This window comes from Micromonospora auratinigra (assembly GCF_900089595.1).
GTDB lineage: Bacteria > Actinomycetota > Actinomycetes > Mycobacteriales > Micromonosporaceae > Micromonospora > Micromonospora auratinigra.
In genome coordinates, this window is the sequence record NZ_LT594323.1 from 2,009,166 (window position 1) to 2,035,261 (window position 26,096).

28 protein-coding genes are annotated in these 26,096 nt (G+C 75.2%); 11 read left to right on the top strand and 17 right to left on the bottom strand.

Features of this window, described 5'->3' with window-relative positions; all coding sequences use genetic code 11:
• The first annotated feature begins 70 nt into the window (after positions 1-70).
• Complete coding sequence (locus GA0070611_RS09235) at positions 71-1,057, top strand: LysR family transcriptional regulator (protein WP_091660861.1); 987 nt, start codon at positions 71-73, stop codon at positions 1,055-1,057.
• Between the two features lie 19 nt (positions 1,058-1,076).
• On the top strand, positions 1,077-1,313 hold the full coding sequence (locus tag GA0070611_RS09240) for a hypothetical protein (RefSeq protein ID WP_091660865.1): 237 nt from the start codon (positions 1,077-1,079) through the stop codon (positions 1,311-1,313).
• Positions 1,314-1,359: 46 nt separating this feature from the next.
• On the opposite strand, the gene GA0070611_RS09245 is transcribed toward GA0070611_RS09240, so the two are convergent.
• From GA0070611_RS09245 to GA0070611_RS09250, 3 genes are read right to left on the bottom strand one after another with little or no spacing between them, the layout of a single operon-like run.
• Entirely contained in the window at positions 1,360-1,710 is a 351-nt protein-coding gene (locus tag GA0070611_RS09245) for a DUF3140 domain-containing protein (protein WP_091660868.1), read from the bottom strand.
• Positions 1,710-1,883: a hypothetical protein gene (locus GA0070611_RS31055; RefSeq protein WP_157740278.1), complete on the bottom strand. Its 174-nt coding sequence runs from the start codon at positions 1,881-1,883 to the stop codon at positions 1,710-1,712. Before GA0070611_RS31055 ends, GA0070611_RS09245 begins: the two co-directional genes overlap by 1 nt.
• Positions 1,884-1,921: 38 nt before the next feature.
• Positions 1,922-4,474 (bottom strand): ATP-dependent Clp protease ATP-binding subunit, encoded by a 2,553-nt coding sequence (locus GA0070611_RS09250; RefSeq protein WP_091660871.1) that lies wholly within the window; start codon positions 4,472-4,474, stop codon positions 1,922-1,924.
• A gap of 113 nt (positions 4,475-4,587) precedes the next feature.
• On the opposite strand from GA0070611_RS09250, the gene GA0070611_RS09255 reads away from it, so the two are divergent.
• The 7 genes from GA0070611_RS09255 (at position 4,588) to GA0070611_RS09285 (ending at position 10,952) form a co-directional block, all read left to right on the top strand.
• On the top strand, positions 4,588-4,965 hold the full coding sequence (locus GA0070611_RS09255) for a hypothetical protein (RefSeq protein ID WP_091660876.1): 378 nt from the start codon (positions 4,588-4,590) through the stop codon (positions 4,963-4,965).
• A 183-nt stretch (positions 4,966-5,148) separates the two neighbouring features.
• Positions 5,149-5,409, top strand: a complete 261-nt coding sequence (locus GA0070611_RS09260; RefSeq protein WP_091672704.1) for a hypothetical protein — start codon at positions 5,149-5,151, stop codon at positions 5,407-5,409.
• A gap of 9 nt (positions 5,410-5,418) precedes the next feature.
• On the top strand, positions 5,419-6,300 hold the full coding sequence (locus tag GA0070611_RS09265) for a hypothetical protein (protein WP_091660880.1): 882 nt from the start codon (positions 5,419-5,421) through the stop codon (positions 6,298-6,300).
• Entirely contained in the window at positions 6,293-8,965 is a 2,673-nt protein-coding gene (locus GA0070611_RS09270; protein WP_091660883.1) for an FtsK/SpoIIIE domain-containing protein, read from the top strand. The genes GA0070611_RS09265 and GA0070611_RS09270 overlap by 8 nt, the downstream gene beginning before the upstream one ends.
• Entirely contained in the window at positions 8,962-9,630 is a 669-nt protein-coding gene (locus GA0070611_RS09275) for a hypothetical protein (protein WP_091660888.1), read from the top strand. Before GA0070611_RS09270 ends, GA0070611_RS09275 begins: the two co-directional genes overlap by 4 nt.
• A 76-nt stretch (positions 9,631-9,706) precedes the next feature.
• The gene (locus tag GA0070611_RS09280; RefSeq protein WP_091660893.1) at positions 9,707-10,396 is read left to right on the top strand and encodes an SGNH/GDSL hydrolase family protein; all 690 of its coding nucleotides are present in this window, start codon (positions 9,707-9,709) and stop codon (positions 10,394-10,396) included.
• A gap of 67 nt (positions 10,397-10,463) precedes the next feature.
• Positions 10,464-10,952 (top strand): hypothetical protein, encoded by a 489-nt coding sequence (locus GA0070611_RS09285; protein ID WP_091660896.1) that lies wholly within the window; start codon positions 10,464-10,466, stop codon positions 10,950-10,952.
• A 116-nt stretch (positions 10,953-11,068) separates the two neighbouring features.
• Here the strand turns inward: GA0070611_RS09285 and GA0070611_RS09290 are convergent, their stop codons facing one another.
• Complete coding sequence (locus GA0070611_RS09290) at positions 11,069-11,749, bottom strand: TetR/AcrR family transcriptional regulator (RefSeq protein ID WP_231921383.1); 681 nt, start codon at positions 11,747-11,749, stop codon at positions 11,069-11,071.
• Between the two features lie 52 nt (positions 11,750-11,801).
• On the opposite strand from GA0070611_RS09290, the gene GA0070611_RS09295 reads away from it, so the two are divergent.
• Positions 11,802-12,635: an alpha/beta fold hydrolase gene (locus tag GA0070611_RS09295; RefSeq protein ID WP_091660899.1), complete on the top strand. Its 834-nt coding sequence runs from the start codon at positions 11,802-11,804 to the stop codon at positions 12,633-12,635.
• A gap of 54 nt (positions 12,636-12,689) precedes the next feature.
• Here GA0070611_RS09295 and GA0070611_RS09300 read toward each other — a convergent pair whose 3' ends face one another.
• From GA0070611_RS09300 to GA0070611_RS09355, 12 genes are all read right to left on the bottom strand, one after another.
• Positions 12,690-14,042: a circularly permuted type 2 ATP-grasp protein gene (locus GA0070611_RS09300; RefSeq protein WP_167604415.1), complete on the bottom strand. Its 1,353-nt coding sequence runs from the start codon at positions 14,040-14,042 to the stop codon at positions 12,690-12,692.
• Entirely contained in the window at positions 14,039-15,007 is a 969-nt protein-coding gene (locus tag GA0070611_RS09305; protein ID WP_091660902.1) for an alpha-ketoacid dehydrogenase subunit beta, read from the bottom strand. The genes GA0070611_RS09300 and GA0070611_RS09305 overlap by 4 nt, the downstream gene beginning before the upstream one ends.
• Complete coding sequence (locus GA0070611_RS09310; protein ID WP_091660905.1) at positions 15,007-15,978, bottom strand: thiamine pyrophosphate-dependent dehydrogenase E1 component subunit alpha; 972 nt, start codon at positions 15,976-15,978, stop codon at positions 15,007-15,009. The genes GA0070611_RS09305 and GA0070611_RS09310 overlap by 1 nt, the downstream gene beginning before the upstream one ends.
• Complete coding sequence (locus GA0070611_RS09315; RefSeq protein WP_091660908.1) at positions 15,975-16,772, bottom strand: DUF3050 domain-containing protein; 798 nt, start codon at positions 16,770-16,772, stop codon at positions 15,975-15,977. Before GA0070611_RS09315 ends, GA0070611_RS09310 begins: the two co-directional genes overlap by 4 nt.
• A 1-nt stretch (position 16,773) precedes the next feature.
• Positions 16,774-17,697, bottom strand: a complete 924-nt coding sequence (locus tag GA0070611_RS09320) for a phytanoyl-CoA dioxygenase family protein (RefSeq protein WP_091660911.1) — start codon at positions 17,695-17,697, stop codon at positions 16,774-16,776.
• Positions 17,694-18,791 (bottom strand): 4-hydroxyphenylpyruvate dioxygenase, encoded by a 1,098-nt coding sequence (gene hppD / locus GA0070611_RS09325; RefSeq protein WP_091660914.1) that lies wholly within the window; start codon positions 18,789-18,791, stop codon positions 17,694-17,696. The genes GA0070611_RS09320 and hppD overlap by 4 nt, the downstream gene beginning before the upstream one ends.
• A gap of 67 nt (positions 18,792-18,858) precedes the next feature.
• Positions 18,859-20,142, bottom strand: a complete 1,284-nt coding sequence (locus tag GA0070611_RS09330) for a beta-ketoacyl-[acyl-carrier-protein] synthase family protein (RefSeq protein WP_091660919.1) — start codon at positions 20,140-20,142, stop codon at positions 18,859-18,861.
• Positions 20,139-21,755, bottom strand: a complete 1,617-nt coding sequence (locus GA0070611_RS09335; protein ID WP_091660923.1) for a class I adenylate-forming enzyme family protein — start codon at positions 21,753-21,755, stop codon at positions 20,139-20,141. The genes GA0070611_RS09330 and GA0070611_RS09335 overlap by 4 nt, the downstream gene beginning before the upstream one ends.
• Entirely contained in the window at positions 21,752-22,279 is a 528-nt protein-coding gene (locus tag GA0070611_RS09340) for a beta-ketoacyl synthase chain length factor (RefSeq protein ID WP_231921384.1), read from the bottom strand. Before GA0070611_RS09340 ends, GA0070611_RS09335 begins: the two co-directional genes overlap by 4 nt.
• Positions 22,276-23,400 (bottom strand): beta-ketoacyl synthase N-terminal-like domain-containing protein, encoded by a 1,125-nt coding sequence (locus GA0070611_RS09345; protein WP_091660927.1) that lies wholly within the window; start codon positions 23,398-23,400, stop codon positions 22,276-22,278. The genes GA0070611_RS09340 and GA0070611_RS09345 overlap by 4 nt, the downstream gene beginning before the upstream one ends.
• Positions 23,393-23,638 (bottom strand): hypothetical protein, encoded by a 246-nt coding sequence (locus GA0070611_RS09350; RefSeq protein ID WP_091660932.1) that lies wholly within the window; start codon positions 23,636-23,638, stop codon positions 23,393-23,395. The genes GA0070611_RS09345 and GA0070611_RS09350 overlap by 8 nt, the downstream gene beginning before the upstream one ends.
• Positions 23,638-23,901 (bottom strand): acyl carrier protein, encoded by a 264-nt coding sequence (locus GA0070611_RS09355; protein WP_091660937.1) that lies wholly within the window; start codon positions 23,899-23,901, stop codon positions 23,638-23,640. Before GA0070611_RS09355 ends, GA0070611_RS09350 begins: the two co-directional genes overlap by 1 nt.
• Positions 23,902-23,919: 18 nt before the next feature.
• Between GA0070611_RS09355 and GA0070611_RS09360 the strand changes: the two genes are divergently transcribed.
• A complete protein-coding gene (locus GA0070611_RS09360; protein WP_091660940.1) occupies positions 23,920-24,525 on the top strand; it encodes a 4'-phosphopantetheinyl transferase family protein in 606 nt (201 codons plus the stop codon).
• 8 nt (positions 24,526-24,533) lie between these two features.
• On the opposite strand, the gene GA0070611_RS09365 is transcribed toward GA0070611_RS09360, so the two are convergent.
• Complete coding sequence (locus tag GA0070611_RS09365) at positions 24,534-25,898, bottom strand: class I adenylate-forming enzyme family protein (RefSeq protein WP_407940418.1); 1,365 nt, start codon at positions 25,896-25,898, stop codon at positions 24,534-24,536.
• Positions 25,899-26,096: the final 198 nt, after the last annotated feature.

The following is a 26,096-nucleotide window of genomic DNA, read 5'->3' on the forward strand; positions in this document are numbered from 1 at the left end:
CGACCGATCGACATGCCGGGATGGCGGATCAACCCTTCCGCATACCGGTTCGTGGTCCTACCGTCACCCTATGAATCTGGAGCTGCGACACCTGCGGGTGGTATGCGCGATCGCGGAGACGGGCAGCGTCACCAAGGCCGCCTCCACCCTCGGCCTGGCCCAGCCGGCCCTGACCGCCCAGCTCCAGCGCATCGAGCGGGCGCTCGGCGGCCCACTGTTCGAACGCGACCGCCGGGGCGCCCGGCCCACCGCGCTCGGTGAGCTGGTGCTGGACCGGGCCCGGGTGCTGCTGCCGGCGATGAAGGGCCTGCAGGACGAGGCCGCCCGGCTGGCCGGCGCGGGCGACCCGCTGCGCCGCTACCGCTTCGGCGGGGTGAACAGCCCGATCCTGGGCCGCCTGGTGCACCGGCTGGCCGCCGAGCAGCCGGAGGTGCAGATCACGACGTACGCCTCCTGGTCCGTCGCGGAGCTGGCCCAGCTGGTCTCCGGCGGGCGGCTCGACTTCGCGCTGACCGGGGTGTGCGGCGACGCCACGCCGTCGGCCGAGTTCGGGCTGTGCTGGCGGGAGGTCGCCGTCGACCCGGTCTTCGTGCTGCTGCCGCAGCACCACCCGATGGCCGGGCGGGACGAGATCCGCCTGGTCGACCTGCGCCGCGAGCAGTGGGTGGCGGCGCCCGGCGACGGCTGCTTCGGCGACTGCTTCGCCGCCGCCTGCGCCCGCGCCGGCTTCACCCCCCGCAAGGTGTACGAGGCGGACGTGCGCGGCTGCCTGGACCTGGTGGACGCCGGCGAGGCGATCGCGCTGTGCCAGGCCACCTTCCGGCCGGTCGCCGGCCTGGTGACCCGGCGGCTGGCCGGCACCCCGCTGCGCTGGCGGCTGCTGCTGGGCTGGCACCCGGACTCGCCGGCCGCCCGGGTCGCCGAACCGGTGCTGGAGACCGCGCTGGCCGCGTACACCGACGCCCTGGCCAACCATCCCGACTACCTGGCCTGGCTGCTGCGCCACCCGGACTTCGGCGCGCAGCCGGCGGCGGCCGGCGGGGTGCGAACCGCCTGAACGCGGGTATCACGGCGGCATGACTGATCTGTACCCGGCCGCCGACCAGCGGGAGCTGCTGCGCCAGGCGGCCGCCGCGCACACCGCCGCCTCCGCCGACGTGGAGACCTTCCTGCGTGGGCTGCCGGACGCGCCCGGACCGGCCGACATCACCGAGTACGCGAACCTGCTCAGCCGGGAGGAGCGGGCCCGGGGCGACCGGCAGGCCGCCGCCGACGCCGCCGGGCTGCAACTGCCGAGCATGAAATCGGAGTGACGCGGCGGCGGCACCCGGTGCGCCCGGGTGCCGCCGCCGGTCCGACTCAGCGTTCGACCAGCACGTCGTGACCGAGGTCGAGCAGCGAGTGCCGCCACTCGTCGTCGGCGTTGCCCCGGCTCGGCCGCTCCGCGGTGAGCGCCCGGATCCGGTCGACGGCCTCCTGCATCACTTCGATGTCCTCCGGGGTGAGGTCCACCTTGCGCTTGGTGAGCACCTGCAGGATCCGCCGGCCCGGCTCGGGCAGGCCGAGGTCCGGGCCCGGGCCGAACGCGTCCTCCCCCGACCCGCGGGTGAGCAGCCACTGCCGCAGCTGCTCGGAGGGGACGTTCACCTCGGCGTGGAAGTCGTCCCAGAGCACTTCGACCTCGGGTTCCAGTCGCGCCTCGCGTACCATCACGCCTCCTCTCCCGGCGGCGGCCCGGACGGCGTCCGGTCGCCCTCGCCCTGCTGGCTGTGCTGCTTCAGGCCCTCCGGCGGCACCTTGACCCGGGACGGGTTCGCCGTCGGGGGCGCGACGATGGGCTCGCTGCGTTCGGTGTCCTCGCGGGTCTCCTCGGGTTCGGTCATCTCCGCCCTCCGCTCGCTCGGGGCCGGGCCGGCCCGGCTCACCGGGGATGGGACGTGGTCGCGGCCGTGTGGCCGCGGTCCCCGGCGCTCACGTCGAAGGCGAGCTGTCCGTCCCGCGCGTCGACGCAGACCTTCTGCCCCGGGGAGATCTCGTTCTCCAGCAGCATCCGGGACAGCCGGTTGTCCACCTCGCGCTGGATCACCCGGCGCAGCGGCCGGGCCCCGAACTCGGGCTGGTAGCCGTGCTCGGCGAGCCAGTCCACGCCCGCGGTGGTGACGTCCACCTGGATGTCCTGGGCGTGCAGCCGGCGACGGGTCTCCTCCAGCATCAGGCCGGTGATCTCGCGCAGCTGCTCGGCCTCCAGCCGGCGGAAGATGATGGTCTCGTCGATCCGGTTGAGGAACTCCGGGCGGAAGCTCTCCTGGAGCCGGCGCATCAGCCGCTCGCGCAGCTCGTCGGTCTCCTGCTGGCCGCCGGCCTCGCCGGCGCCGAAGCCGACCGCCCGCTGGGCGCCGGTGATCAGCTCCGCGCCCAGGTTGCTGGTCATGATCAGTACGGTGTTCTTGAAGTTCACCGTCCGGCCCTGGCTGTCGGTGAGCCGGCCGTCGTCGAGCACCTGGAGCAGGATGTTGAACACGTCCGGATGGGCCTTCTCGATCTCGTCGAGCAGCACCACCGCGTACGGGCGGCGGCGGACCGCCTCGGTGAGCTGGCCGGCCTCCTCGTAGCCGACGTACCCGGGCGGGGCCCCGACCAGCCGGCTGACCGTGTGCCGCTCCTGGAACTCGCTCATGTCGACCCGGACCATCCGGTCCGCCTCGCCGAAGAGCGCCTCGGCCAGGGCCCGGGCCAGCTCGGTCTTGCCGACGCCGGTCGGGCCGAGGAACAGGAAGCTGCCCATCGGCCGGTCCGGGTCGGCCAGCCCGGTGCGCGAGCGGCGCACCGCCTCGGCGACCGCGCTGACCGCCTCGTCCTGGCCGACCACCTTCTCGTGCAGGTGCCCCTCCAGGCGCAGCAGCCGGTCGCGTTCCTCCTCGGTGAGCTGGTTGATCGGGATGCCGGTGGCCCGGGAGACCACCTCGGCGATCTCCTTAGGCCCGACCTCCGGCACGTGGTTGGGGCCCTCGTCGCCGCGGGCGCGGCGGATCTGGTCCTCGATCTCGGCGAGCCGGTCGCGCAGCTGGGAGGCCTTCTCGTACTGCTCGTCGGCGACCGCCTGCTCCTTGTCCCGGCGGATGTCGTCGAGCTGGGTCTCCAGCTCCCGCACGTCCGAGTCGGGGGTACGGGTACGCAGCCGGATCCGGGCGCCGGCCTGGTCGATCAGGTCGATCGCCTTGTCCGGCAGGAACCGGTCGGTGACGTAGCGGTCGGAGAGTTCGGCGGCGGCCACCAGCGCCTCGTCGGTGAACCGGACCTGGTGGTGCGCCTCGTAGCGGTCGCGCAGGCCGCGCAGGATGGTGACGGTGTCCTCGACGCCGGGCTCGGGCACCAGCACCGGCTGGAACCGGCGGGCCAGCGCCGCGTCCTTCTCGATGCTGCGCCGGTACTCGTCCAGCGTGGTCGCGCCGATCACCCGCAGCTCGCCCCGGGCCAGCGCCGGCTTGAGCATGTTGGAGGCGTCCATGCCGCCCTCGCTGCCGGCGCCGCCCGCGCCGACCAGGGTGTGGATCTCGTCCAGGAAGATGATGAGTTCCTCCCGGTGGGCGCGGATCTCGTCGATCACCTTCTTCAGGCGTTCCTCGAAGTCGCCCCGGTAGCGGGTGCCGGCGACCAGCCCGGCCAGGTCGAGTTGGATGACCCGCTTGCCGATCAGGGTCTGCGGCACGTCGCCGTCGCAGATCCGCTCGGCGAGCCCCTCCACGATGGCGGTCTTGCCGACACCGGCCTCACCGATCAGCACCGGGTTGTTCTTGGTGCGCCGGGACAGGATCTCCACCGCCTGCTCGATCTCGTCGGCCCGGCCGATCACCGGGTCGATCTGGTCGTTGCGGGCCAGGTCGGTGAGGTCCTGGCCGTACTGGTCGAGGGTGGGGGTGCCGCGGTCGGGCTTCGGGCCGGTCGTCGGGCCCCGCTCGGCGCTGGCCGCCTGCAACGACTCCGGCTGGATCCGCCCGGCGGCGAGCATCCGCCCGGCCGGCGACTCCGGGTTCAGCGGCAGCGCCATCAGGATGTGCTCCGGGCCGATGTAGTTGGCCCCCATGGCCCGGGAGAGCTGGTGGGCGTCGAGCAGCGCCCGCTTGGCCGCCGGGGTCAGCGACAGGTTCGGCGGCACCTCGCCGCGCGGCGCCCCCTCGCCGCGCCCGCCGAGGGCGTTGACCAGCGCGTCCGGGTCGGCGCCGGCGCGGCGTACCAGGTCGCGCAGCGGCTCGCGCTGCAACGCCGCCCAGAGCAGGTGGTCGGTGTCCAGGTCGTTGCTGTGTTTCTGGGCCGCCCGGCGGGCGGCGTCGGCGAGCATCTCCCGGGCGTCGGCGGTCATCAGCCGGGTGATGTCGACCCGGTGCGCCGGCCGGCGTCCCCCCTCGCCCCGGCCGAAGTAGCGGGCCAGGAACTCGTCCCACGGGTCGTTGCCGTAGTCGCCGGGTCCCATCATCTCTGTCCTCCGCAGTCGGTCGGCACGGCCGGGGCGCGCCATCGCGCGGCACGGTCGGCGGTGGCTACCCGGCGGTCGGCGCGACAAACGCCCACGGGTGGCAGGCTGGCGGGATGGAGAGCGTGGCGCTGCTGATCGTGGACGGGGCGAACGTGGTGGGGTCGCGCCCGGACGGCTGGTGGCGGGACCGGGCCGGGGCGGCCGCCCGGCTGCGCGACGCGCTGGTGCCGCTGGCCGGCGCGGGCGTACCCCCGGAGCTGCCGCCGCCGGTGGAGGTGGTGCTGGTGGTGGAGGGCGCGGCGCGGCACGTGCCGGCGGTGCCGGGGGTGACGGTGGTGTCCGCGCCCGGCTCCGGCGACGACACGATGGTGGAGCTGGTGGCGGCGGCGCCGCAGCGCCGCCGGGTGGTGGTCACCGCCGACCGGGAGCTGCGGGAGCGGGTGGGCGCGCTGGGCGCGGAGGTGCGCGGCCCGCGCTGGTTGCCCCGCTGAATCCGGTACGCGGACGGGACCGGCTGTCTCGTCGACGGGACCGGCGGTCCCGGCCCCCGCGGGCCTTCGCGCACGTCAGGACGGTAATCGGACACCCGGGCAGGAACGCCGCGAGGGCGGATGTTCGTCCGGTCCCCGGGATGGGTTGTAATGGAGATCTCCCCTGCCCCCAGGAGGTCCCCCGTGGCGAGCGTCGCCGAGCTGAAGGCCGCCATCGATGTCGCCCTGCAGCAGATAGGCGACGGCCAGACCGCCGTGCAGGCGGCCGGCGAGAAGCTGGCCGAGGCGCAGCAGACGCTGGCCGGCGCCCTGGAGGGCAGCGGGCACGAGACCGTCGAGGCGGCCCAGGCCTCGCTCACCCAGGCCGCCCAGGAGCTGGAGGAATGCCTCGCCGCCACGCTGGTCGCGGTGGAGCAGGCACAGCTCTACGTCGCCACCCTCTGAGAGCCGGACGTGTCCATCATCGAGGACGTCGGCGCGCAGGTCCGCGCCGCCGCGGAGGAACTGCCGCTGGCGCCGCTCGCGCTGGCGCTGGAGAAGTTCGGCCAGGCCGCCGAGCGGCTGCGCTGGGTGCGCCAGGAGTCGGCGAACCCGATGGGGGTGCCGGAGCTGTCGGCGGCGACCGAGCACGCCGAGACCGCCGGGTACGCGCTGCGGGTGGCGCAGGAGCAGCTGTCGGCGTACCTGGCGGCGATCGGGCTGGCCGCCGACGGGGCGCCGGCCCCGGTCGGGGAGCAGCGCCGCCCGAAGCACGACGCGCCGCGGGGCGAGGTGCCGGCGGCCGGCCCGGGGGGCGGCTCCGCGCCGGACGAGCCGCCGACGGTGCGCCGCTGGTGGGCGGTGCGGGTGGCCGAGCTGACCGGCGGCCGGGAGGGCGCGCCGGACGGGCCGGACGAGCGGATCGACGACTCCCGGGAACTGCTGCGCCGGGTCGTCGCCGGGGTCCGCTCCGGCGACCGGGACCGGCTGCACCGGGAGCTGCGCGGCGCGCACGCCGACGTGGGGCTGGGCCTGGCGGCGATCGCCCCGCCGCTGCTGCGGGACCTGGCCGGGGAGCTGCTCGGGCACGCGCCGCGCGCCGACGACCTGGACCGGCTGCGCCGGACGCTGGACGGACGGGTCCGGGACCTGCTGCCCGGGCTGCCGCCGCCGGTGCTGGAGACCCTGCTGACCCGGGTCTGCCGGATGCCGCCGCCGCGCCGCTCCGGTGACGCGGAGCAGCCGCACGCGGCCGACCCGGCGGTCACCGCCGGGGTGGTCACCGCGGTGCTGCTGGACCGGCTCGGGCGGGACCTGCCCGAGCAGACCGACGATCGGGAGCCGTCCGGTGGCTGACGTCCGCACCCAACTGGTGTCGCGGGTCCGGGGAATGCTCTCCGAGGCCCTCGGCGCGACCCGGAACCGGCTCGCCGACGCCGACGCCGACCTGGCCGCCGGCCGGGAGCGGCTGGCCAGGGTGCGGCGCGCCGCGGCGGCCGTACCGGAGCGGGTGGGGGCGGCCCGCGACCGGCGGCTGGCCGAGATCGACGCCCGGCACACCGCGCGGATCGCCGACCTGACCCGCCGGGCCGCCGCGGCGGCCCAGCGGGAGGCGCCGGGCGCGGCGTCCGCGCCCTGGGACCGGTGGCGGCCCACCCCGGCCGGCCGGGGCGAGAACCCGGGCGCGGTCCGGATCGGCACGGTACGGGTGCCCGGCGGCGAACCGGTGCCGGCGCTGGTGCCGCTGCTGGACGCCGGTCACGTGCACCTGGCCGGCGGCGACCGCGACGGCATCGCCGCGGTGGTGCCGGCCCTGCTGCTGCGCTCGATCGGGCGGGCCGACCCGGGCGGCGTCCGGCTCTCCGGGTACGACCCGGAGCACCTCGGCGGCGGGCTGGCCGGGTTCGCCCCGCTCGGCACCGCCGGGCTGCTCACCTTCGTCGGCCCGGGCGGCCTGGGCCGGCTCCTCGACGACCTGGTCGAGCAGATCCGCCGGATCAACGCCACCGTGCTCGCCGGCGAGTACGCCTCGCTGCGCGCCCTCGCGGCGGCGACCGGCCGGCGGCCCGAGCCGTGGCGGGTGGCGGTGCTGCTCGGCGGCGACGAGCTGTCCCGGCACGAGCGCGGCCAGCTGGACCGGGTGGTCCGCACCGGGGCGGCCTGCGGGGTGCACCTGGTGGTGCGCGGCATCGACCTGCCGGACGACCCCACGGTCACCCGGGTGGTGGTGGAGCCGGGCGACGCCCGGATCTCCGGCCTGCCGGTGCGCCTCGACCCGCCACCGCCGGCCACCCTGGTCACCGAGACCTGCCGGGAGGTGGCCTCGCGGGTCAACGCCGGCCCGCCGCCGGCCCCCTTCACCGACCTGCTCCCGCCGCCCGAGGAGTACTGGCGGGAGGACTCGGCGCACGGGCTGACCGCCCCGATCGGCGAGGGCCCGCACGGGCGCCCGGTGCTGCTCAGCCTCGGTGACTATCCGCCGCACGCGCTGATCGGCGGCCCCTCCGGCACCGGCAAGACCAACCTGATCTTCGCCTGGATCGGCGCGCTGGCAGCCCGCTACTCCCCCGCCGAGCTGGAGTTCTACCTGCTGGACTTCAAGGAGGGGGTGTCCTTCGCCCGGTTCGCCCAGGGCCGGCGGGACCCGAGCTGGCTGCCGCACATGCGGCTGGTCGGCATCAACGTCAACACCGACCGGGAGTTCGGGCTGGCGTTGCTGCGCTTCCTCGCCGAGGAGCTGCGCCGGCGGGCCGACGCGGCGAAGAAGCACGAGGTGACCAAGCTCGCCGAGCTGCGCGCCGTCGACCCGACCGGGCACTGGCCGCGGATCGTGGCGGTGGTCGACGAGTTCCAGGCGCTGCTCGCCGGCCGGGACGTGGTCGCCCGGGAGGCCGCCGACCTGCTGGAGGATCTGGCCCGGCGGGGCCGGTCGCAGGGCATCCACCTGGTGCTCGCCTCGCAGGACGTGCGCGGCATCGAGGCGCTCTGGGGCCGCCCGGCGCTGGTCGCCCAGTTCACCCTGCGCATCGCGCTGCCCAAGGCGCTGCGCATCCTGGCCGAACGCAACGACGCGGCCCAGTCGCTGCCCCGCTACCACGCGGTGGTCAACGCCGAGTCCGGGCTCACCGAGGGCAACGAGGTGGCCCGGATCCCGTCGGCCAGCGACTGGGAGACCTGGAGCGAGCTGCAGCACCGGCTGTGGCGGATGCGCCCGCAGGACGCCTCCCCGGCCCGGCTCTTCGACGGTGACGCGATCCCGCGGCTGGCCGAGGCGCCCGACTTCCGCGCGCTGGGCGCGCCCGAGCAGGGGGTGCCGCGCAACCCGGTGGCGCTGCTCGGCGAGATCATCGACGTCCAGTCCCGCTCGGCCGCGCTGCGGCTGCCCCGGGCCCCCGGCCGTAACCTGGCGGTGCTCGGCACCCGGGTCGACGAGGCGTGCGCGGTGCTGGACGCAGCGGCCCGCTCGCTGGCCCGGCAGCACCGCCCCGGCACCGCCCGGTTCTCCATCGCCTGCCTCGACCCGGACGCCGACCCGGCCGCCCGCGCCCTCTACGAGGACCTGGCCGACGACGCCGCCTGGTACGACGAGGAGACGGTGCCCGAGCTGATGGCCGAGGTGGGCGACGGCCTCGGCGCGCCCGGCACCCCGAACAGCGCGCACTACCTGCTGCTGTACGCGGTCGACGCGGCCGCCGGCCAGCTCGCCGCGAAGGCGGGCCGGCGCACCGGGCTGGAGCAGCTGCGCCGGATCCTGCACGACGGGCCGGAGCGGCGTACCCACGTGCTGGCCTGGTGGCGCGGGGTGGCCCGGATGCGGACCGACCTGGGTGGGCCGGCCGCCCGGATCGAGAACATCGGCGCCTGGGTGGCGCTGGACGTGCAGGGCGGGGAGCTGGGCTCGTCGCTCTACCCGGGCACCGGCGGTCCGGACTGGTACCCGCGCCCGTGGCGCGGTCTCTTCTTCGACCGGGCGGTGCACCGCACCGGACAAGTGATCATCCCTTATGGTCCCTCCCGATGAACGAGCCTGTCGCCAGTGAGACGTACGCGGCCCAGCTCCGTCGGCTGGCCGAGCTGACCGCCCGGGTGGCCGCCCAGCGCGCCGAGGCGCACACCTGGTACGCCCAGCAGTGCGCCGCCGCCGAACGGGCGGTCGCCGACGCCGCCGAGGAGGTCCGCCGGGCCGAGGCGGAGGCGGTCGAGGCCCGCGCGCAGGTCGAGCGGGTCGACGCCGAGGCCGCCCACCTGTGGGGCCAGTTGCGGGCGCGCACCGGCGCGGGCGGGCGACGCCTCGGCGACCCGCCGGGCCCGGCCCGCGACGCCACCGGCGACCCGGTCCCGCTGCTGCACGGGGTACGCGAGCTGCTGGACCGCACCCGCCAGCCGGGTGAGCTGCCCGGTTCGGCGAACCCCCTGCTGGTGGCCTGCGGGGTGGGCGGGGCGGCGGTGGCGTACGCCCTGGGGCTGGCCGCCCGGGCGCTGGGGCACGGCTCCGGCGGTGACCTGGCGGTCGGCATGCCGGTGCTGGCGCTGGTGATCACGCTGCTCGGGCCGCTGGTGGGGCTGGCGCCGGCCCGGTTGCTCGCGGACCGCCGGCACGCCGTGCTGACCCCCCGCCCGATGCTGCTGGTCGCCGGGGCCGGGCTGGTGACGACCCTGCTGCTGCTCACCCTCGGCGCGCGCTGACCCGTCGGCCGTCGACGGTGCACGGCGGCGGATCGGCTCATCGACGCCGGTCCGCCGGATCGGCTACCGTGCGGGCGTGGGATCGACGGTGACCGAGGCGACGGATCCGTGGTGCCTGCGGGCCGGCGAGAGCGTGGAGCTGCTGCGCGGGCACCCGTGGCGGCGGTTCGTGGTGCTGGGCGACAGCGTCGCCGAGGGCCTGTGCGAGCCGGTCGAGGGCTATCCGGACCTGCAGTGGGCCGACCGGATCGCCGCCGAGCTGCGGGCCGTCCGGCCGGAGCTGGCGTACCTCAATCTGGGTCGGCGCGGGCTGCGGGCGCACGAGGTGCGCGCGGCGCAGCTCGGGCCGGCGCTGGCCTTCGCGCCGGACCTGGCGCTGGTGGTCTGCGGCGGCAACGACGCCTTCCGCCCCGGCTACGACCCGGCGGCGGTGGACGCCGAGCTGACCGCGTTGGTCGGGGCGCTGCGCGACGCGGGGGCGGACGTGGTCACGGTCGGCATGTTCGACGTGTCGCACAGCCCGGCGGTGCCGGCGGCGCTGCGCGCCGGACTGGGAGAGCGGATGCGGCTGCTCGCCGCGCACACCCGCGCGCTGGGCGAGCGGCTCGGCACCCTGCACGTGCACCTCACCGACCATCCGCTGGTGGCCGACCCGTCCCTGTACAGCAGCGACGGCCGGCACGGCAGCGCCCGCAGCGACGCGATCGCGGCGGCGGAGACGGTACGGGTGCTCGGCGCCCGGCTGGCCGCGTCCGATGCCCGCTGAGCCGGTGCCGCCGGTGCCTGGCGGGCGGGCGCTACCGTCGGCGGCACCGCGCGACGGAAGGGCCGATGTGGACGAGCAGCTGAGCTGGCGCCTCTCCTGGCCCCGGGCCCTCGCCTTTCAGGCGGCCAGTGGCCTGCTGGGCTGGTCGGTCGCCCAGGTGGCGCTGGCCCTGGTGACCGGCGGCGCGCCGGCGCCGGGGCAGATCGCGGTGTCGGGTGCCGTGTTCATCGTGGCCTTCACCGTGTTCGCGGGGCTGGCGCTGCGGTACCGGAGGCCGTCGGTGCGGGTCACCGGGGCGGCGTTGGAGCTGGCCGACCGGGGCACCTTCGTCGGGCTGCCCTGGCCGCTGATCCGGTCGGCCGAGATCCGCCACCCCGGCCCGCTCGCCACCCTGCGGGTCACCCTGCACCCCGGGACCCCCACCCCACCGCCCGGCGCGCTGCGTCCCCGGCTCCGCGCCGGCCACCCCACCTACCAGCTGCACGTGGGCGTGCTGCACCCCGCTCCCGCCACCCTGCGGACGGCCCTGGCCCGCCACCTCCCCCCGCGCCCCTGACCCCCTCCGCGTCCCTGACCCCCCTCCCCGGTTGATCAAGGGGTTTGCGTCACCACGGGGTCGGACGCTGACGCGAACCCCTTGATCGATGCGGACAGCGCCGGGGTGGACCGTGCTCAGTGGGGGGTGGCGGGGAGCAGACCGGTGAGGAGGGCACGGACGGCGCGCTCCAGGAGATCGCGGGGTGGGGCGGCCGGCGGGCCGGCGGGTGGGGCGGTGAACGCGGCGGTGAGGTGCGGGTACGCCGCGAGGTCGACGTGGTCGAAGGTCATCGGCGGTGTCGTGCCGGCGCGGGCGAAGAGCGTCACCACGCCGGTCATCATGGCGATCGCCTCGAACTTCGCGGTGGCCGGGGCGCGGACGGGTTCGAGCACCCCCAGGCAGGCGTCGAACCAGGCGAGCGTGTGGGGCCCGGGAACGCCGGCCCGCCCGACCGCGTCGACCAGCCACGGGTGACGGCGGTACAGCTCCAGCTGGCGTCGGGCCAGCAGCACCATCGCGTCCGGCCAGTCCCCGGCGGGCGGCGGGTACGGCCTCAGTTCGCCCACGCACCGGTCGACCATCAGGGCCAGCAGGTCGTCGCGGGACGACAGGTGCCGGTAGAGCGAGCCGCCTGCCATGCCGAGCGCCCCGGCCACGGCCCGCATCGAGACCGCGTCCAGGCCACCGGCGTCGGCCAGGGCGACGGCGGCGGCGGTGATCTCGTCGCGTCCGTGGGTGGGGGTGGGCCCCCGGGTGCCGCGTACCGGCCGGTGCCAGATGGACGGTCCGCCGGAACTCGTGGATGCGCCGCTCACCTCACCACTGTAAACTGCAAACGGCGTTCGCGGTTTCAGTGGGTGAGGAGAGATGACGGTGACCGAACGGATCAACGCACCCGACGGTGCGGGCATCGTGCTGCACTCGACCGGTTCCGGCCCCGACGTGGTGCTGGTACACGGCGGCGGGGTCACCATCGACGCGTACCGGAGGCTGGTCGTCCGGCTGGCCGACCGGTTCACGGTGCACCGCTACAACCGGCGTGGCCGGGCCGACGCCGCGCCCCGGCGCGAGCCGTACACGGTCGAGCAGGAGATCGAGGACCTCGACGCGGTGCTGGCGCACACCGGGGCACGACAGGTGGTCGGGCACAGCTACGGCGCGTTCGTCGCGCTGCGGGCCGCGATGCGGTTGCCGCTGGGGCGGGTGGTGGCCTACGACACGCCGCTGCGACTCGACGGGCACGGCCTGCCGCTCGACTTCCTCGACCCGACCGAGGCGGCCCTGCGCGCCGGTGACCTCCCCCGGGCGATGGCACTGGTCGGCGCGGCCCTGAACCCGCAGGACCCCGCCGGCCGGTTGCCCCTCGGCGTCCGGACCGCGATCTGCCGGCTGTTCCTGCGCACCCCGATCGGTCGCACCATGGGCGACCTGCTGCCGATGACACTGCACGAGACCCGGCAGATCCAGGCGTACGAGGGACCGGCCGCGCAGTACGCGGGCGTCACGGCCGAGGTCCTGCTGGCCAGCGGCGCCAAGGCCGCCACCTGGTACGCCGAGACCGACGAGGCGCTGGCCGGGGTTCTGCCCCGGGCCCGCACGCTGCGGATCCCCGGCTGCGGGCACAACGGCATCGCGGCGGCCCCACCGCGGCTCGTCGACCCGATCGCCGCCTTCCTCGCCACCCCCATCGAAGCCCACTGAACCCGCGGCCCGTCACCCGCCCCGGTGCGGGCGGGTGACGGGCGACGACGGCGCTCAGTCGGTGAGCAGGATGCCGGTCATCAGCACCCCCCGGGCCAGGTTGAGGATCTCCTCGCAGCCTGGATAGCCGACCCGGGCCAGCGCGCCCGAGCCGGTCCGGCCGAACAGGTACGGGGCCAGGCTGTACGGGACCTCGGCGCTGACCGTCTCGCCCGTCTCGATCTGCACGAAGTCCATGCTGACCCGGTCGGCCTCGTGGTAGCGCTGCAGGATGTGCCCGCCCGCCCCGATCGCGGCCCGGACGCCCTCGGCCCAGTCGGCCGGGCTCATGGCCCGGCCGATCAGCACCCCGTGCCCGGCGGAGCCGCCGGCCGGCTTGGCCACCAGGTCGGCCTGCTCCGCCAGCGCCCGGTCGAGCTGGTCGGCGGTGAGCGCCACGGTGTGCGGGACGTACCGGCGCACGAGGGCCCGGTCGGTCTCGGTGAGCAGGTCCAGGTCGGCCCAGAGCCAGGCGAAGTTGATTTTGTTGCTGAGCAGCCAGGCGGCGCTGCTGACGAACATCGGCAGGGTGCCGGCGGCGAGCGCCCCGGCCACCGCGTCCAGACCGGCGCTGGGGGTGACCCGGTTGGGCACGAAGAGCCGGAACAGGGCGTCCACCGGGGCGCCGCCCACCACCAGGCGACGCCGGTCGTCCAGGGTGGCGCTGGCGACCGGGCCGATCACCAGGTCGATGCCGAACGGGCGGGCCTGGTCGACCAGCGGGGAGAGGATCCGGATGAACGTCTCCGGGTCGTCCAGCCCCGGGTACTCGGCGTCGAAGTCCATCAGCAGCGCCACCCGCGCGCCGTCGGGCAGGCCGAGGGTGTCCCGGATCGCGGCGAAGCGCTGGTCCAGCAGGGACGGCGCGGGCCGGACCCCGTCCAGCAGGCCGGCCGAGCGGTACAGCTCGGCGTACCGGTGGATCACGGTGTCGGCGTCGAAGCCGCCGCCCAGGCTGCTGTCGATGTTGTACTCGACGATGCACGGCACCCCGCCGGAGTAGAGCACGTCCGGCCGGTACGCCGCGAGCAGTCCCTCGTGCAGGGGCTCGTCCTCGTCGAGCAGGGCGTTCTCCCCCACCGGCAGGTCCAGCAGCCGGCGCAGTTCCCCGGCGGTGCGGGCGCGTCGCCGGCAGGCCTCCAGGATGAGCTGGACGATCCGGTCGCAGACCTCGTTGAGCTCGCGGAACGCGTCGGCGGTGAGCACCGGCGGCCGGGCCAGCCGCCACTGCTTGTTGTACGTGGCCCGGCCGTGGAAGACCTGCTCCCAGGCGGCGGCGCCGGTGGCCACCATGGCCGTGCGGGTCGACTCGGGCAGGTCGGTCCACGCCTGGCCCAGCGGCGGCCACGGGTACTCGGGGTCGATCATGATCCGTCCTTGAGGCAGAGGTGGATGGCGGCGGTGAGCTGCTCGCGGCCCGGCTGCACGGCCCGGTCCAGCGCGGGCGCGAAGGGCAGCACGGCCCCGTCGGGCCGGGTGACCCGCCGGGGCGGCGCGGCCAGCCGGACCCGCTCGACGACGGTGGCGATGATCTCCCCGGCGATGCCGCAGGACCGGTTGGAGTCGTCCACCACGACCAGCCGCCCGGTGCGCGACACCGACTCGACCAGGCCGGTCCAGTCGAACGGGTAGAGGGTGCGCGGGTCGAACACCTCCACCGACACCTGGTCGGCCAGCTCGTCGGCGACCGCCAGGGCGTCCTGCACGAGGTGCCCGACGGCGACCACGGTGACGTCGGCGCCGGCCCGGCGGACCACGCCCCGCCCGAGCGGCACCGGGCTGAGGTCCGCGACGTCGGCCCGCAGGTCGAGGGCGGCGGCCGGGGCGAAGACCACCACCGGGTCGGGGCAGCGGATCGCCGAGACCAGCAGCCCGTACGCGTCCGCCGGGGTGGCCGGCACCACGGTGGTCACCCCGACGTGGGCGAAGAGGCTGTACGGATGGTCCGAGTGCTGCCCGGCCCAGCCGGTGCGGGAGCCCGAGCCGGGCACCAGGTAGGTGACCGGGACCGCGCACTGGCCCCCGGTCATCAGCGGGAACTTGTGCGCGTGGTTGACGATCTGCTCGAAGACCAGGAAGAGCAGCGACGGGATCTGGAACTCGATGACCGGGCGCAGCCCGGCCAGCGCGGCGCCGGTGGCGAAGCTGGTGAACGCCTGCTCCGACAGGGGCGTGTCGACGACCCGCTCCGGCCCGAACTTCTTCAGCAGGCCGGAGGTGACGTTCGCGGCGGCCACCCGGATGTCCTCACCGAGCAGGAAGACCGACTCGTCGCGGGTCATCTCGTCGGCGAGCGCCCGGGTGAGCGCCCTGCGGTAGGAGAGCCGGGGCATCAGCCACCTCCGGTCCGGGCGGTGAGCCCGCTGGCGTACAGGTGGTCGAGGGCGGTCGCCGGATCCGGGGCGGGACCGGCGAGGGCGAAGTCGACGGCCGCGTCGAGGACCGCCTCGACGGCCGCGTCGACCTCGGCGCGGACCGCGTCGGGCAGCCGCGCACCCTGGATGTCGACCGGGTCCCGGGTGCGGCCGGCGGCCACCTCCTCGGGCGGGCGGTAGTCGAGGCGTACCTGATGTTCGAAGGTGTGGTGGGCGTCGAAGCGGTAGGTGCGGGCCTCGATCAGCTCGGGGCCGCCACCGGCGCGCATCCGGGCGACGGCGGCGGCGCAGGCGTCGCGTACCGCCTCGGCGTCCTGGCCGTCGACGGCGGCCGCCGGCATGCCGAACGCGGTGGCGCGCCCGGCGATGGTGCCGGCGACCGCGCCGGCCACCGGCATGGTGGTGGCGTAGCCGTTGTTCTCGCAGACGAACAGCACCGGCACCCGCCAGAGCGCGGCCAGGTTGAACGCCTCCAGCAGCATCCCCTCGTTGACCGCGCCGTCGCCGAAGAAGGTCGCCCCCACCACGTCGTCGCCGCGCCGCCGGCGCGCCCACACCGCTCCGGTGAGGATCGCGCCGGCGGCCCCGACGATGGCGTTGGCGCCGAGCACCCCGACGCCGAAGTCGGCGGCGTGCATCGACCCGCCCCGGCCCCGGTTGAGCCCGGTGACCCGGCCGCAGAGCTCGGCGAGCATCCGGGCCGGGTCGGCGCCCTTGGCGAGCACGTGGCCGTGCCCGCGGTGGGTGCCGGTCACCAGGTCGTCGTCGCGCAACGCGGCGCAGACCCCGGCGGCGATCCCCTCCTGACCGAGGTACGGGTGGATGCCGCCGACGATCTCCCCGGCGCGGACCAGGTCGATGGCCCGCTCCTCGAAGCGGCGGATCAGCCGTACCGTGCGGTAGAGCCGGACCGGGTCGATGTCGGTCACGCCGGGCGACCCTCCTTGACCGCGGCGAGGATGTCGTCCCAGAGCTTCGCCCGGGCGGTCAGCGCCTCGTTGACCGTGTCGGCGCACTCCTGCCACTTGACGTCGTCGTCGCCGCACAGGTCCGCGAGCATCTGCATGGCCATCGGGGTGTGCTGCTCCCCGTCGACCTCGATGTGCCGCTCCAGGTAGTCGACGAAGGTGTTCAGCCGGTTGCTGCGCTCGTTGACCGCGACGACCTGGGTGAACATCTCCGGGATGAGGTCCTCGCGGCCGAACGCGAAGGCCGCCGCCTGGCAGTGCACCGGGGTGCTCTCGATGATCCGCCAGGTGGTGCCGGCGAACGCCGCCGACGCGGCGGGCACCCCCGCCTCGGCCAGCGACTCGGTCACCGGCCGGCCGGCGCGCAGCAGCTCCACCAGCCGGTCCACCGCGGTGGTGTCCGCGCCGGCCTCGGCCATGCCCCGCACGTAGAGCTCGAAGTGGCTGATGTAGCCCTCGCCCAGCTCGTCGCTCTCCTCCACCATCACGATGTCGTTGATCAGGCGGCGGCTGCCGGTCGGGCCGGTCGGGATCCACGGCACGGTGACGCAGGTGAGCTGCCGCTGCAACGACTTCAGCAGCGACATGAAGTCCCACACCGCGAAGACGTGGTGCTCCATGAAGGTCACCAGCGCCTCGTGGGTGTCCAGGTTGGCGTAGAGCGGGTGCTTGACGACCACCTCGCGGCGGGCGGTGACGGCCTGCTCCAGCCGTTCGATGCCCGGGTGGGTCCGTCCCCAGTCGTACCGTGACATGTCAGCCTCCCTGCGGGGCGCGGTCGCGCCAGATGACGGGGCAGTAGTCGGGGTCCGCGTAGTCCGGCCGTCCCTCGTGGGTGCGGCGGACCAGCACGTCGTGGTTGTACGCGGCGAGCGTGCCGTCGGAGAGCGGGTACTCCCGCCAGGCGTTGTCGCCGTCCTGCAGGTGCAGCGAGATCGCCCGGCGCGGGCGGTCGCTGACGTTCGCACCGCTGCCGTGGTAGGTGCGGCAGTGGTGGAAACTCATGTGTCCCTTGGGGATCACCATGGGGATCTTGCGGATCTCGGCACCGTTGTGCGCGGCGTTCTCGGCCAGCATCACCTCGAGCTGGTCGCGGTCGCGGTCGGCGAAGTGCCGCACCACGGTGTCGTCGGCGCCGATCTCGCGCCAGCGGTGCGAACCGTCGACCATGGTGATGGTGCCCATCTCCTCGCCGCAGTCGTGCAGCGGGATGAACGCGGTGAGCATGTGCTCCGACGACGAGGACGCCCAGTAGTGCTTGTCGAAGTGCCAGGGCACGATGTTCGACGGCTCACCGGAGATCGGCGGCTTCCAGATCAGGGTGGACTGGAAGACCCGGATCTCGTCGGCCTGCGCGAGCCGGGCGGCGACCGCCCCGATCAGCGGCTTGCGCAGGATCCGGCCGATCCCGTCGTGCTCGTGGTGCACGTAGTCGTTGTGCCGCTGCACGTCGCCCTTCGACGGCTCCCAGTAGGCGAGCTTCGGCGGCCGGACCGGCAGCCGCCGGTCGCGTTCCCCGGCGTAGTAGCGGTCGGTGGCCGCGACCAGCTCGTCCACCTCGGCGTCGGTGAGCAGCTTCTTCGACAGGTACCAGCCGTGCTCGGCGTAGTGGCGCACGTCCTCCTCCGAGGGGAGCAGCGCCTGCTCCTCCTCGGTGAGGACCGGATGTGTGGTGGTCATGCCTGCACCCCTCCGGCCGCGACGGCGGGGGTCGCCCCCGCCGCGGCCAGTTCGCGTTCCTTGGCCTCGTAGAGCGCCTTGATGTTGCCGCTGCCGAAGGTGCGCGCCCCGCGCCGCTCGATGAGTTCGAGGAAGAGGGTGCGCCGCACGTGCATCGACTCGGTGAAGATCTGCAGCAGCTGACCGCCGTGGTCGGAGTCGACCAGGATGCTCAGCTCCCGCAGCCGGTCCAGCGGCGCGTCGACGGTGCCGACCCGCGCCTCCAGGCCGTCGTAGTAGGCGGCCGGGGTGCCGGCGAAGCGGACCCCGCGCCCGGCGAGCGCGCCGACGGCGGTGATGATGTCGTCGGTGCGCAGGCCGAGGTGCTGCACCCCCGCGCCGGCGTGCCAGCGCAGGAAGTCCTCGATCTGGCCGGGCCGCCGCCCGGTGTCCGGCTCCAGCAGCACCAGGGTGACCCGCTCGGACGGGCTCTGCACCACCTTGGAGTTCATCGCCTGGCCGGCGACCTCGATGTGCTCCTCGAAGATCTGGGCGAAGCCGAACACCTTCTCGTAGTGCGAGACGGTGTCGTCGAGCTGACCCGGCGGCACGCAGACCGCCAGGTGGTCGATCTCGGCGAGCAGCTCGTCGCCGTCGACGCCGGGCAGCTCCTCGATCGCCCCCGGCAGGAACACCCTCCGGTCGCCGCGCCGCTCGACGAGGCGGTGCACCACGTCGCCGAAGCCGCCGACCTCGGCGAGCACCACCTCGGCGTCCGCGCCGGTGAAGGTGCGCGGCGGGGTCAGCCCGGTCGCACCCCGGGCCACCAGCTCCGCGTACGCCCCGGCGGCGTCGTCGACCTCCAGGGCGACCACCGCGATGCCGTCGCCGTGCCGTTGCACGTACGCCGACGCGGGGTGCTCGGCGGTCAGGCCCGAGGTGAGCAGCATCCGGATGTCGGCCTGCCCCAGCAGCAGTGACCGCTGGTCGGCCAGCCCGGTCTCCGGACCGCCCTGCCCCCGCAGCCGGAAACCGACCGCGGTGCCGAAGTAGAAGGCGGCCTGCCGGGCATCCCCCACGTACAGTTCGACGTGATCTATGCCGTTGATTTGCATCTGTCCCTTCCCCATTTCCCCCCGTGCCTGGTGTCCGGGCGCTGCGCGCCCGGCGTGGACCGTCGGATCACCTCCCCGATCCGCCGTCCGGTGGTGCCGCCGTCGTGGCGACGGCCCGCCGCGCCGGAGCGACGCGGCGCAGCAGCAGGCTGACGTTCTGGCCGCCGAAGCCGAACGAGTTGCTCAGCGCGTGGGTGGCCCCGGTGGGCCGCGGCGCGGCCCGGACGTGGTCCGCCTCGCACTCCGGGTCCGGGTCGTCGAGGTGGTACGTGGGCGGCAGCAGCCCTCGCCCCAACGCGAGCGCGGTGGCCGCGGCCTCCAGCACCCCGGAGGCCCCGAGCAGGTGCCCGGTGAGGCCCTTGGTGGAGCTGACCGGCACCCCGCCGACGCCGAAGACCCCGGCCAGCGCGGTGGTCTCGGCGATGTCGCCGAGCTTCGTGCCGGTGCCGTGGGCGTTGACGTAGCCGACGTCGGCCGCCGCCACCGACCCGCTCGCCAGGGCCCGGCGCATGCACTCGGCCGCCCCCGCGCCGTCCGGCCGGGGCGCGGTCGGGTGGTACGCGTCGGTGTTCACCCCGTACCCGGCGACCTCGGCGTAGCCGGTGACGCCCCGGGCGGCGGCGTGTCCGGCGCGTTCCAGCACCAGCAGCGCGGCCCCCTCGGCGAGCACGAAGCCGTTGCGCCGCTTGTCGAACGGGCGGCTCGCCTCGGCCGGGTCGTCCCAGCCGCGGGCGAGCGCCCGGGCGTTGCCGAAGGTGTCGGCGAAGGTCGGGAAGAGCGGCGCCTCGCTCGCCCCGCAGAGCACCACGTCGGCCTCGCCGGCGCGGATCAGCCGGACCGCGTCGGCGACGGCCTGCGCCCCGGACGCGCACGCGGTGCCGACCGACGAGCTGTAGCCGCGGATGCCGTGCGCGATGGCGATCCGGGCCGAGGGCATGTTCGGCAGGATCCCGGTGAGCAGGTACGGGCTGACCGCCGCGCGGCCCCGGGCGGCCCGGGCCAGCACCTGGCTCTCCAGGGTGGACATGCCGCCCACCCCACCGACGATCACCGCGATCCGGGTCGGGTCGACGTCCCGGCCCACCGCGATGCCGGCGTCGGCGAGCGCCTCGGCGGCGGTGAGCAGGGCGAGCAGCACGATCCGGTCGAGCACCTTGGTCTCCGGGCCGGAGGCGACGCTGCGCGGGTCGATCTCCGGCAGCACCCCGGCCACCTCCAGGCTCTCCCGGGCGGGGTGCCCCTCGGGTGGGCGGCGCAGCCCCGACCGGCCCTCGGTGAGCGCGGCGAAGGTCTCCTCGACGCCCCGCCCGGCCGGGGTGAACAGCCCCATGCCGGTGATCAGGGCGGTCATGACGGGGACTCGGTGAGGTAGCGCTCGCGCAGCGCCACCTTGCGGACCTTGCCGGTCACGGTGACCGGGATGTCGTCGGAGCGGACCGGCACCACCCGGCGCAGGGTGGCCCCCACGTCGGCGCCGAGGGCCGCGCGGATCGGCTCGGTGCGGTCGACGTCCGCGTCCGCGCCGGCGGCCAGCTCCAGCAGCACGTCGGTGACGACCTGCCCGCCCTCCTTGACGATGACCACGGTGCAGTCGGTGACGTCGGGGCAGGCGGCGAGGATCCGCTCCTCGGACAGCGCGGTGAAGAACCGCTTCCCCTCGCCGACCTCGACCGAGTCGACGGCCCGGTCCAGGTGGTAGTAGCGCCCGTCGGCGTCGGCGTACACCAGGTCGCCGGTGAGGTACCAGCCGCGCAGCCGGAACCGGTAGGTGGTGACCGAGTCGTTCCAGTAGCCGCGGAACAGCGACGGCGAGTCGATGCCGAGCCAGCCGACCTGCCCGGGCGGCAGCAGCTCGCCCTGCTCGTCGAGGACGGCGACGTTGGCGAACGCGTAGGGGCGGCCCACGCAGCGGCCGTACCGGTCGGTGTCGGTGGTGTGCGTGACGTGGAACATCGAGTGCCCCATCTCGCTGGAGCCGAGCCCGTCGATGAAGACCGAGCCGGGCACCCGCTTCACCCCGTCGCGGGTCATCACGTCCCGCGAGCCGACCGCGACCAGCCGGCGCACGTGCGGCTCGTGCGAGCAGTCACCGGTGTTGAACCACAGCCGCACCGACTCCAGGTCGTACCCGGACAGGTCGAAGCGGGCCAGCTCGGCCCAGGTGACGGAGAAGCCGAACACGCCGTCGGGACGCCAGCGTTGGATGGCGTCGAGGACCCGCTCGCCGCCCTGCTCGGAGAGCAGGTACATCTGCGCCCGGTTGCCCAGCGCCTGGTTGACCATCAGCACGGTGGCGGTGTGCGGGGCGGGCAGCGCGTTGAGGATCCGGCTGGTGCCCTGCGCCTGCGGCATGGAGAGCAGGTGCCGGGTGGCGGCGAAGAGGCTGGCGTGCGAGTGCAGCACCGCCTTGGGCACCCCGGTGGTGCCGGAGGTGTGGGTGATCACGATCGGGTCGTCCGGGTGGTGCCGGTAGGGCTCCGGCGCGGCCGCCGGGTCGCCCGTGCCCGCCTCGGCCGGCTCGCCGAGCAGCGGCGCGCCGAGGTCGTGCCCGGCGAGGGCGGCGGCGTGCTCGGCGTCGGCGAGCACGCCTGCGGCCCGCAGCCGGCGGATGTACTCGGCGGCGATCTCCGGGCGCAGCTTGCCGTTCATCAGCGCCGGGATCGCGCCGAGCCGGGTCAGCGCGAGGAACGACAGCACCATGTCGGCGGCGGTGCCGGCCCAGACGGCGACCGGGTCGCGCCGGCGTACCCCGCGCTCGTGCAGCCAGGCCGCCCGGGCGGTGACCAGGGTGTCGAGCTGTCCCAGCGTGAGCGGGTGCTCGGCCGGGTGGCCGTCGACCGGCGTGTCGAAGGTGAGTCCCGGCCCGTCCGGGTCGGCGCCGTGCGCCAGCACCCGGGCCAGCACGTTGCCCGCACCCAGCTCCGCGTCGGCGGCCAGCGCGCCACGCAGTCCCTTCGTCCTCATTGACCTGTCCCCTCCCCCAGCAGCACCGCGACCGCCTCGGTGGGCGTGCCGTCGGATGCCTGTTCGATCAGGATCAGCAACGCCTGGTCGGCGTCGCCGTCGTAGCGCAGCAGTTCGGCCTCGGCCGTGCCGTCGGCCCACGGGTCCCCCGTGGGGCTCAGGCAGACCACCGGCCCGTCCAGTCCCCAGCGCGCCGCGACGTGCCCGGCCACGCTGTTCGGCACCGACTGGTAGAAGAACAGCGGCCCGACCCGCCCCCCGGCGGCCACCGTGGCCCGCACCTGCGCCGCGCCGGTCCGGTCGCCGCTGGCGCTGACCAGCAGCACCGCCGTGCGGTTGCCGGCCGGCAGCGGCTCCGTCCCGTACGCCCGCCGCAGGCACCGCTCGGCCACCGCCACCACGGTCGGCGCGAAGTCCGAGTGCACGAACCCCGGCACCCCCGGCGCGGCCCCCACGTCCCCGTCCTCCGGCCACCGTCCCCGCGCCAGCACCCGCCACGGCGCGCGCGGGTCGGCGGCGGTCACGGGGCACCGACCAGCAGGGCGGTGTCGGCGCCGCCGAAGGCGGCGTTGAGGGTCAGCGCGTACGGGGTGCTCGTCGGGCGGGGGGCGTCGGTGATCACGTCGAGCGGGCAGGACGGGTCCTTTCCCCGCCAGCCGGCGTTGACCGGCAGCTTCCCGTGCCCCAGGGCGAGCACGGTGACCACCAGTTCGAGCAGCCCGGACGCCTCCAGGGCGTGCCCGTGCGTGGACTTGGTCGAGCTGACCGGGATCCGGCCGCCGAGCCCACCGAGCGCCTCGCCCAGCGCCGCCGCCTCCGAGGCGTCGCTGGACGACGTGCCGGTGGCGTTGGCGTTGACGTAGCCGACCGCCTCGGCGGGAAGCCCGGCCCGACGCAGCGCGCCCCGCACCGCACGGGCCAGCCCGCGCCCCCTCGGGTCGGGCTGGCACGGGTGGTACGCGTCCCCGGCCCGGCCCCAGCCCGCGACGGTGGCCAGCGGCTCCGCGCCCCGTCGCCGCGCGGCGGCCGCCGACTCGACGACCACCGCCACGACCCCGTCACCGAGCAGCAGTCCCTGCCGGCCGGCGCTGAACGGGCGCACCACCCCGTCGGCGGCCAGCGCCCGGCCGGCGTCGAAGAGCGCGTACTGGTCCGGTTCGACCAGGTAGCCGGCCGCCACCACCACCCGGTCCAGGTCACCCCGGCCGATCAGGGTGGCGGCGTCGGCGACCGCGGTGCTCGCCGACACGCAGGCGGTGGTGTAGACCCGGGTCGGTCCGCCCAGCCCGCAGCGCCGCGCCAGGTGACCGGCGAGCGCCGGCACGCGCGGCCCGGACCCGTCGGCCGGCAGGGTGGCGGGGCCGCCGTGGGTGGCCAGGAAGAGCGCGGACTCCGCCCGGCGGGCCGGGTCCAGCCCGGCCGCCCGGCAGGCCACGTCGACGGCGTCGGCGAGTTCGTCGGCGAGGGAGCCGACGTCCGGCAGGGTGGCCGCCACGGTGACCCGGCGGCCTGCGGTGTCGAACCGGCGTACCGGCGTGAACGCCGCGGCGCCGCTGAGCACCCCGGCGAGCAGCGACTCGGTTCCCCTGCCGAGGGCGCTGACCGCGTGGACGCCGGTGATCCTCGGGTGCTCCCGGTCAGCCATCTGCGGGAGCGGTCAGCGAGGTGCGGAACACCGCCAGCGCGTCGTCGACGGTGCGGATGCCCGCGAGCTGGTCGTCGGTGAGGTCCAGGGTGCGGTCGTAGCGTTGCTCGACGAGGTGCACCAGCCAGGCCAGCTCCATCGAGCCGACCCGGTCGGCCACCTGGTCGACGGGCTTCGCGGTCAGTTCGGCGAGCATGCTCACCAGGTCAGCTCGCCCCAGGTCGGGCTGACCGGTCATCAGGAGTCGTCGCTGTTCGCGGCCACCCGGTCGGCGACCATCGTGGTGAACTCGCCGACCGTCATCAGGGCCAGCTTCTCCGACTCGTCGTCGGCGAACGTCACGCCGTACCGGTCCTCGACCCGGACGGCGAGGTCGGCCAGCGCCAGCGACTCGAGGTCGACGCCGGAGGGCCCCAGCGTGGTGTCGTCGTCGATCTCCTCGACGTCGTAGTTCATGTCGGCGAGCTGCTCGATGACGAAGGTGCGGACCTCGTCTCGCATGGCCTTAACCTCTTTTCCGTGAAACTGCTACCGGTGCCCGGTCGGGACACCGTGTACGTGTGGACCGGCCGCGCCGACGACCAGCGGGAGCTGACGCGGCGGCTGCTGCGCCGCGCGGGTGGCGCGGTGCTCGGCCGGTCCGAGGTGGAGGTCGGGGTACGCCGGGCGCCCGGCGGGGCCCCGGAGGTGTACGGCCCGGACGGGCGGACGTCGGCGGCCAGCGTCAGCCACGTCGACGGGCTGGTCGTGGTGGCAGCCCGCACCGGCGGACCGGTCGGGGTGGACGTCGAGCGGTGCCGGCCGCTGCCCGCCGTGGCGCTGGCCCAGCGGTGGTACGACCCGGCCGAGGCCGGCTGGCTGCGGTCCCGGCCGGAGGCCGGGCGGGACCGCGACTTCCTGCGCCTGTGGACGGCGAAGGAGGCGGTCGGCAAGGCGCTCGGCGTCGGGCTGCGCGACGGCGGGCTGCGCCGCCGGATGCCCCGGCCGGGCGGGCCCGGGGAGCTGCTGCGCCCGCTGCCCGGTCGGGCGGACCTGCGGGTGGGCCACCCCGACGCCGGCGCCGATCTGGTGCTCGCGGTGGCGGTGGCCGACGCCCGCGGGCCGGTCCGGGTGGTGTTCGCCTAGCGGCCCGGTCACGACGCCGCCTCCCGCAGCGCGGTGGCCGAGCGGACCAGCTTGCCGGTGGTGGTCCGGGGCAGCTGCCCGAGCAGGTGCAGGGTGCGCGGCCGCTTGTAGCCGGCGAGGCGCTCGCCGAGCAGCGTGTCGAGGGTGTCCTCGGTCAGCGTGCCGTCCCCCTGCACGTACGCGGTGATCCCGTCGTCCCAGACCACCACGGCGGCGCTCACCCCGGGCAGCTCGGCGACGGTGGCCTCCACCTCGGTCAGGTCGACCTTCATGCCGCCGACCGAGACCTGCGAGTCGAGCCGCCCCTTGATGGTGACCAGCCCGGACTCCGGGTCCACGGTGCCGGCGTCGCGGGTGTGCAGCCAGCCGTCGGCCCAGCGGGTCGGGTCGGTGAGCCCGACGTACGGCGACGCCGGGCAGCTCACCCAGAGTTCGCCGGCGGACTCGCGGACCCGGATGCCGGGGGCGGGGGCGATGGCGGGTCGGTGCCGCCCGTACAGGTCGGTGCCGATCACCCCGACCTCGGTCATCCCGTACATGTTGCCCAGCGGCACGCCGTAGCGGTCGGTGAAGGCGCGCGCGACGGCGGCCGGGACCAGTTCGCCGCCGGTGGTCATCCGCTTGAGCTGCGGCAGCGGCCCGGACGGGGTGGTGGAGGCGAGCAGTCCGATGTGGAACGGCACGCCGAGCACGGTGGCCGGGCTGTCCTGAGCGGCGACGGCGGCGAGGATGGCGTCGCCGCTGAGCCGTTGCGGCGGGCAGAGCTCGACCCCGGCGTGCATCCCGTAGAGCAGGCCGCCGACCAGGCCGAGGACGTGCACCATGGAGGGCAGCAGGACGATCCGCTCGCCGGGCAGCGCCACCCCGTCGATGCGGGTGTAGCGGTGCACCTCGGCCACCAGGTCCTCGGCGGTGCGACCGATCACCTTGGACGGGCCGGTGGAGCCGGAGCTGAGCTGGACGACCGCGTGCGGGCTGCCGGCCGGCCGGTCCGAGAAGGCGGTGACCCCTTCGGTGACGTCGACGAAGACCCGCAGCGCGCCGCCGCCGGTGCGTACCGGCGCGACCACCACCTGCGGGGTCAGCCGGTGCAGCGCCCGGTCCACCTCGTGGTCGGTGAGCCGGTGGTCCAGCAGGATGGCCTGGGCGCCGCTGCGCCAGGTGGCGAGCAGGTTCACCACGTACGCCAGCGAGGGCGGCAGGCGCAGCGCGACCGCGCCGCCGGGACGCAGTCCGGCCTCGGCCAGCCGAGCCTGCGCCGCGCCGACCAGGCGGTGCAGTGTGCCCTTGTCGACGGGTTCGGGCAGGCGCAGACATACGTCGGTCGGACGGCCGGTGAACAGAATGTCGTCCACCCAGCTCGCCTCTGCCACCGCAGGATCTTTCGCCATAGGATGTGCTGTCACGACCGCCCACCGCCCAGCAGAAAATAGGGCGTTATCCGCCCAACAGGTGCGTACTTCGGGGTGCTCACGGAACACTACGTCGGGCCTTCTCAGCATTGCTACATGCAAATGGCTAGATCAAGAAAAGCGGCTGGGTGGATTGCCCACGCTCGATCGGACAGGCAG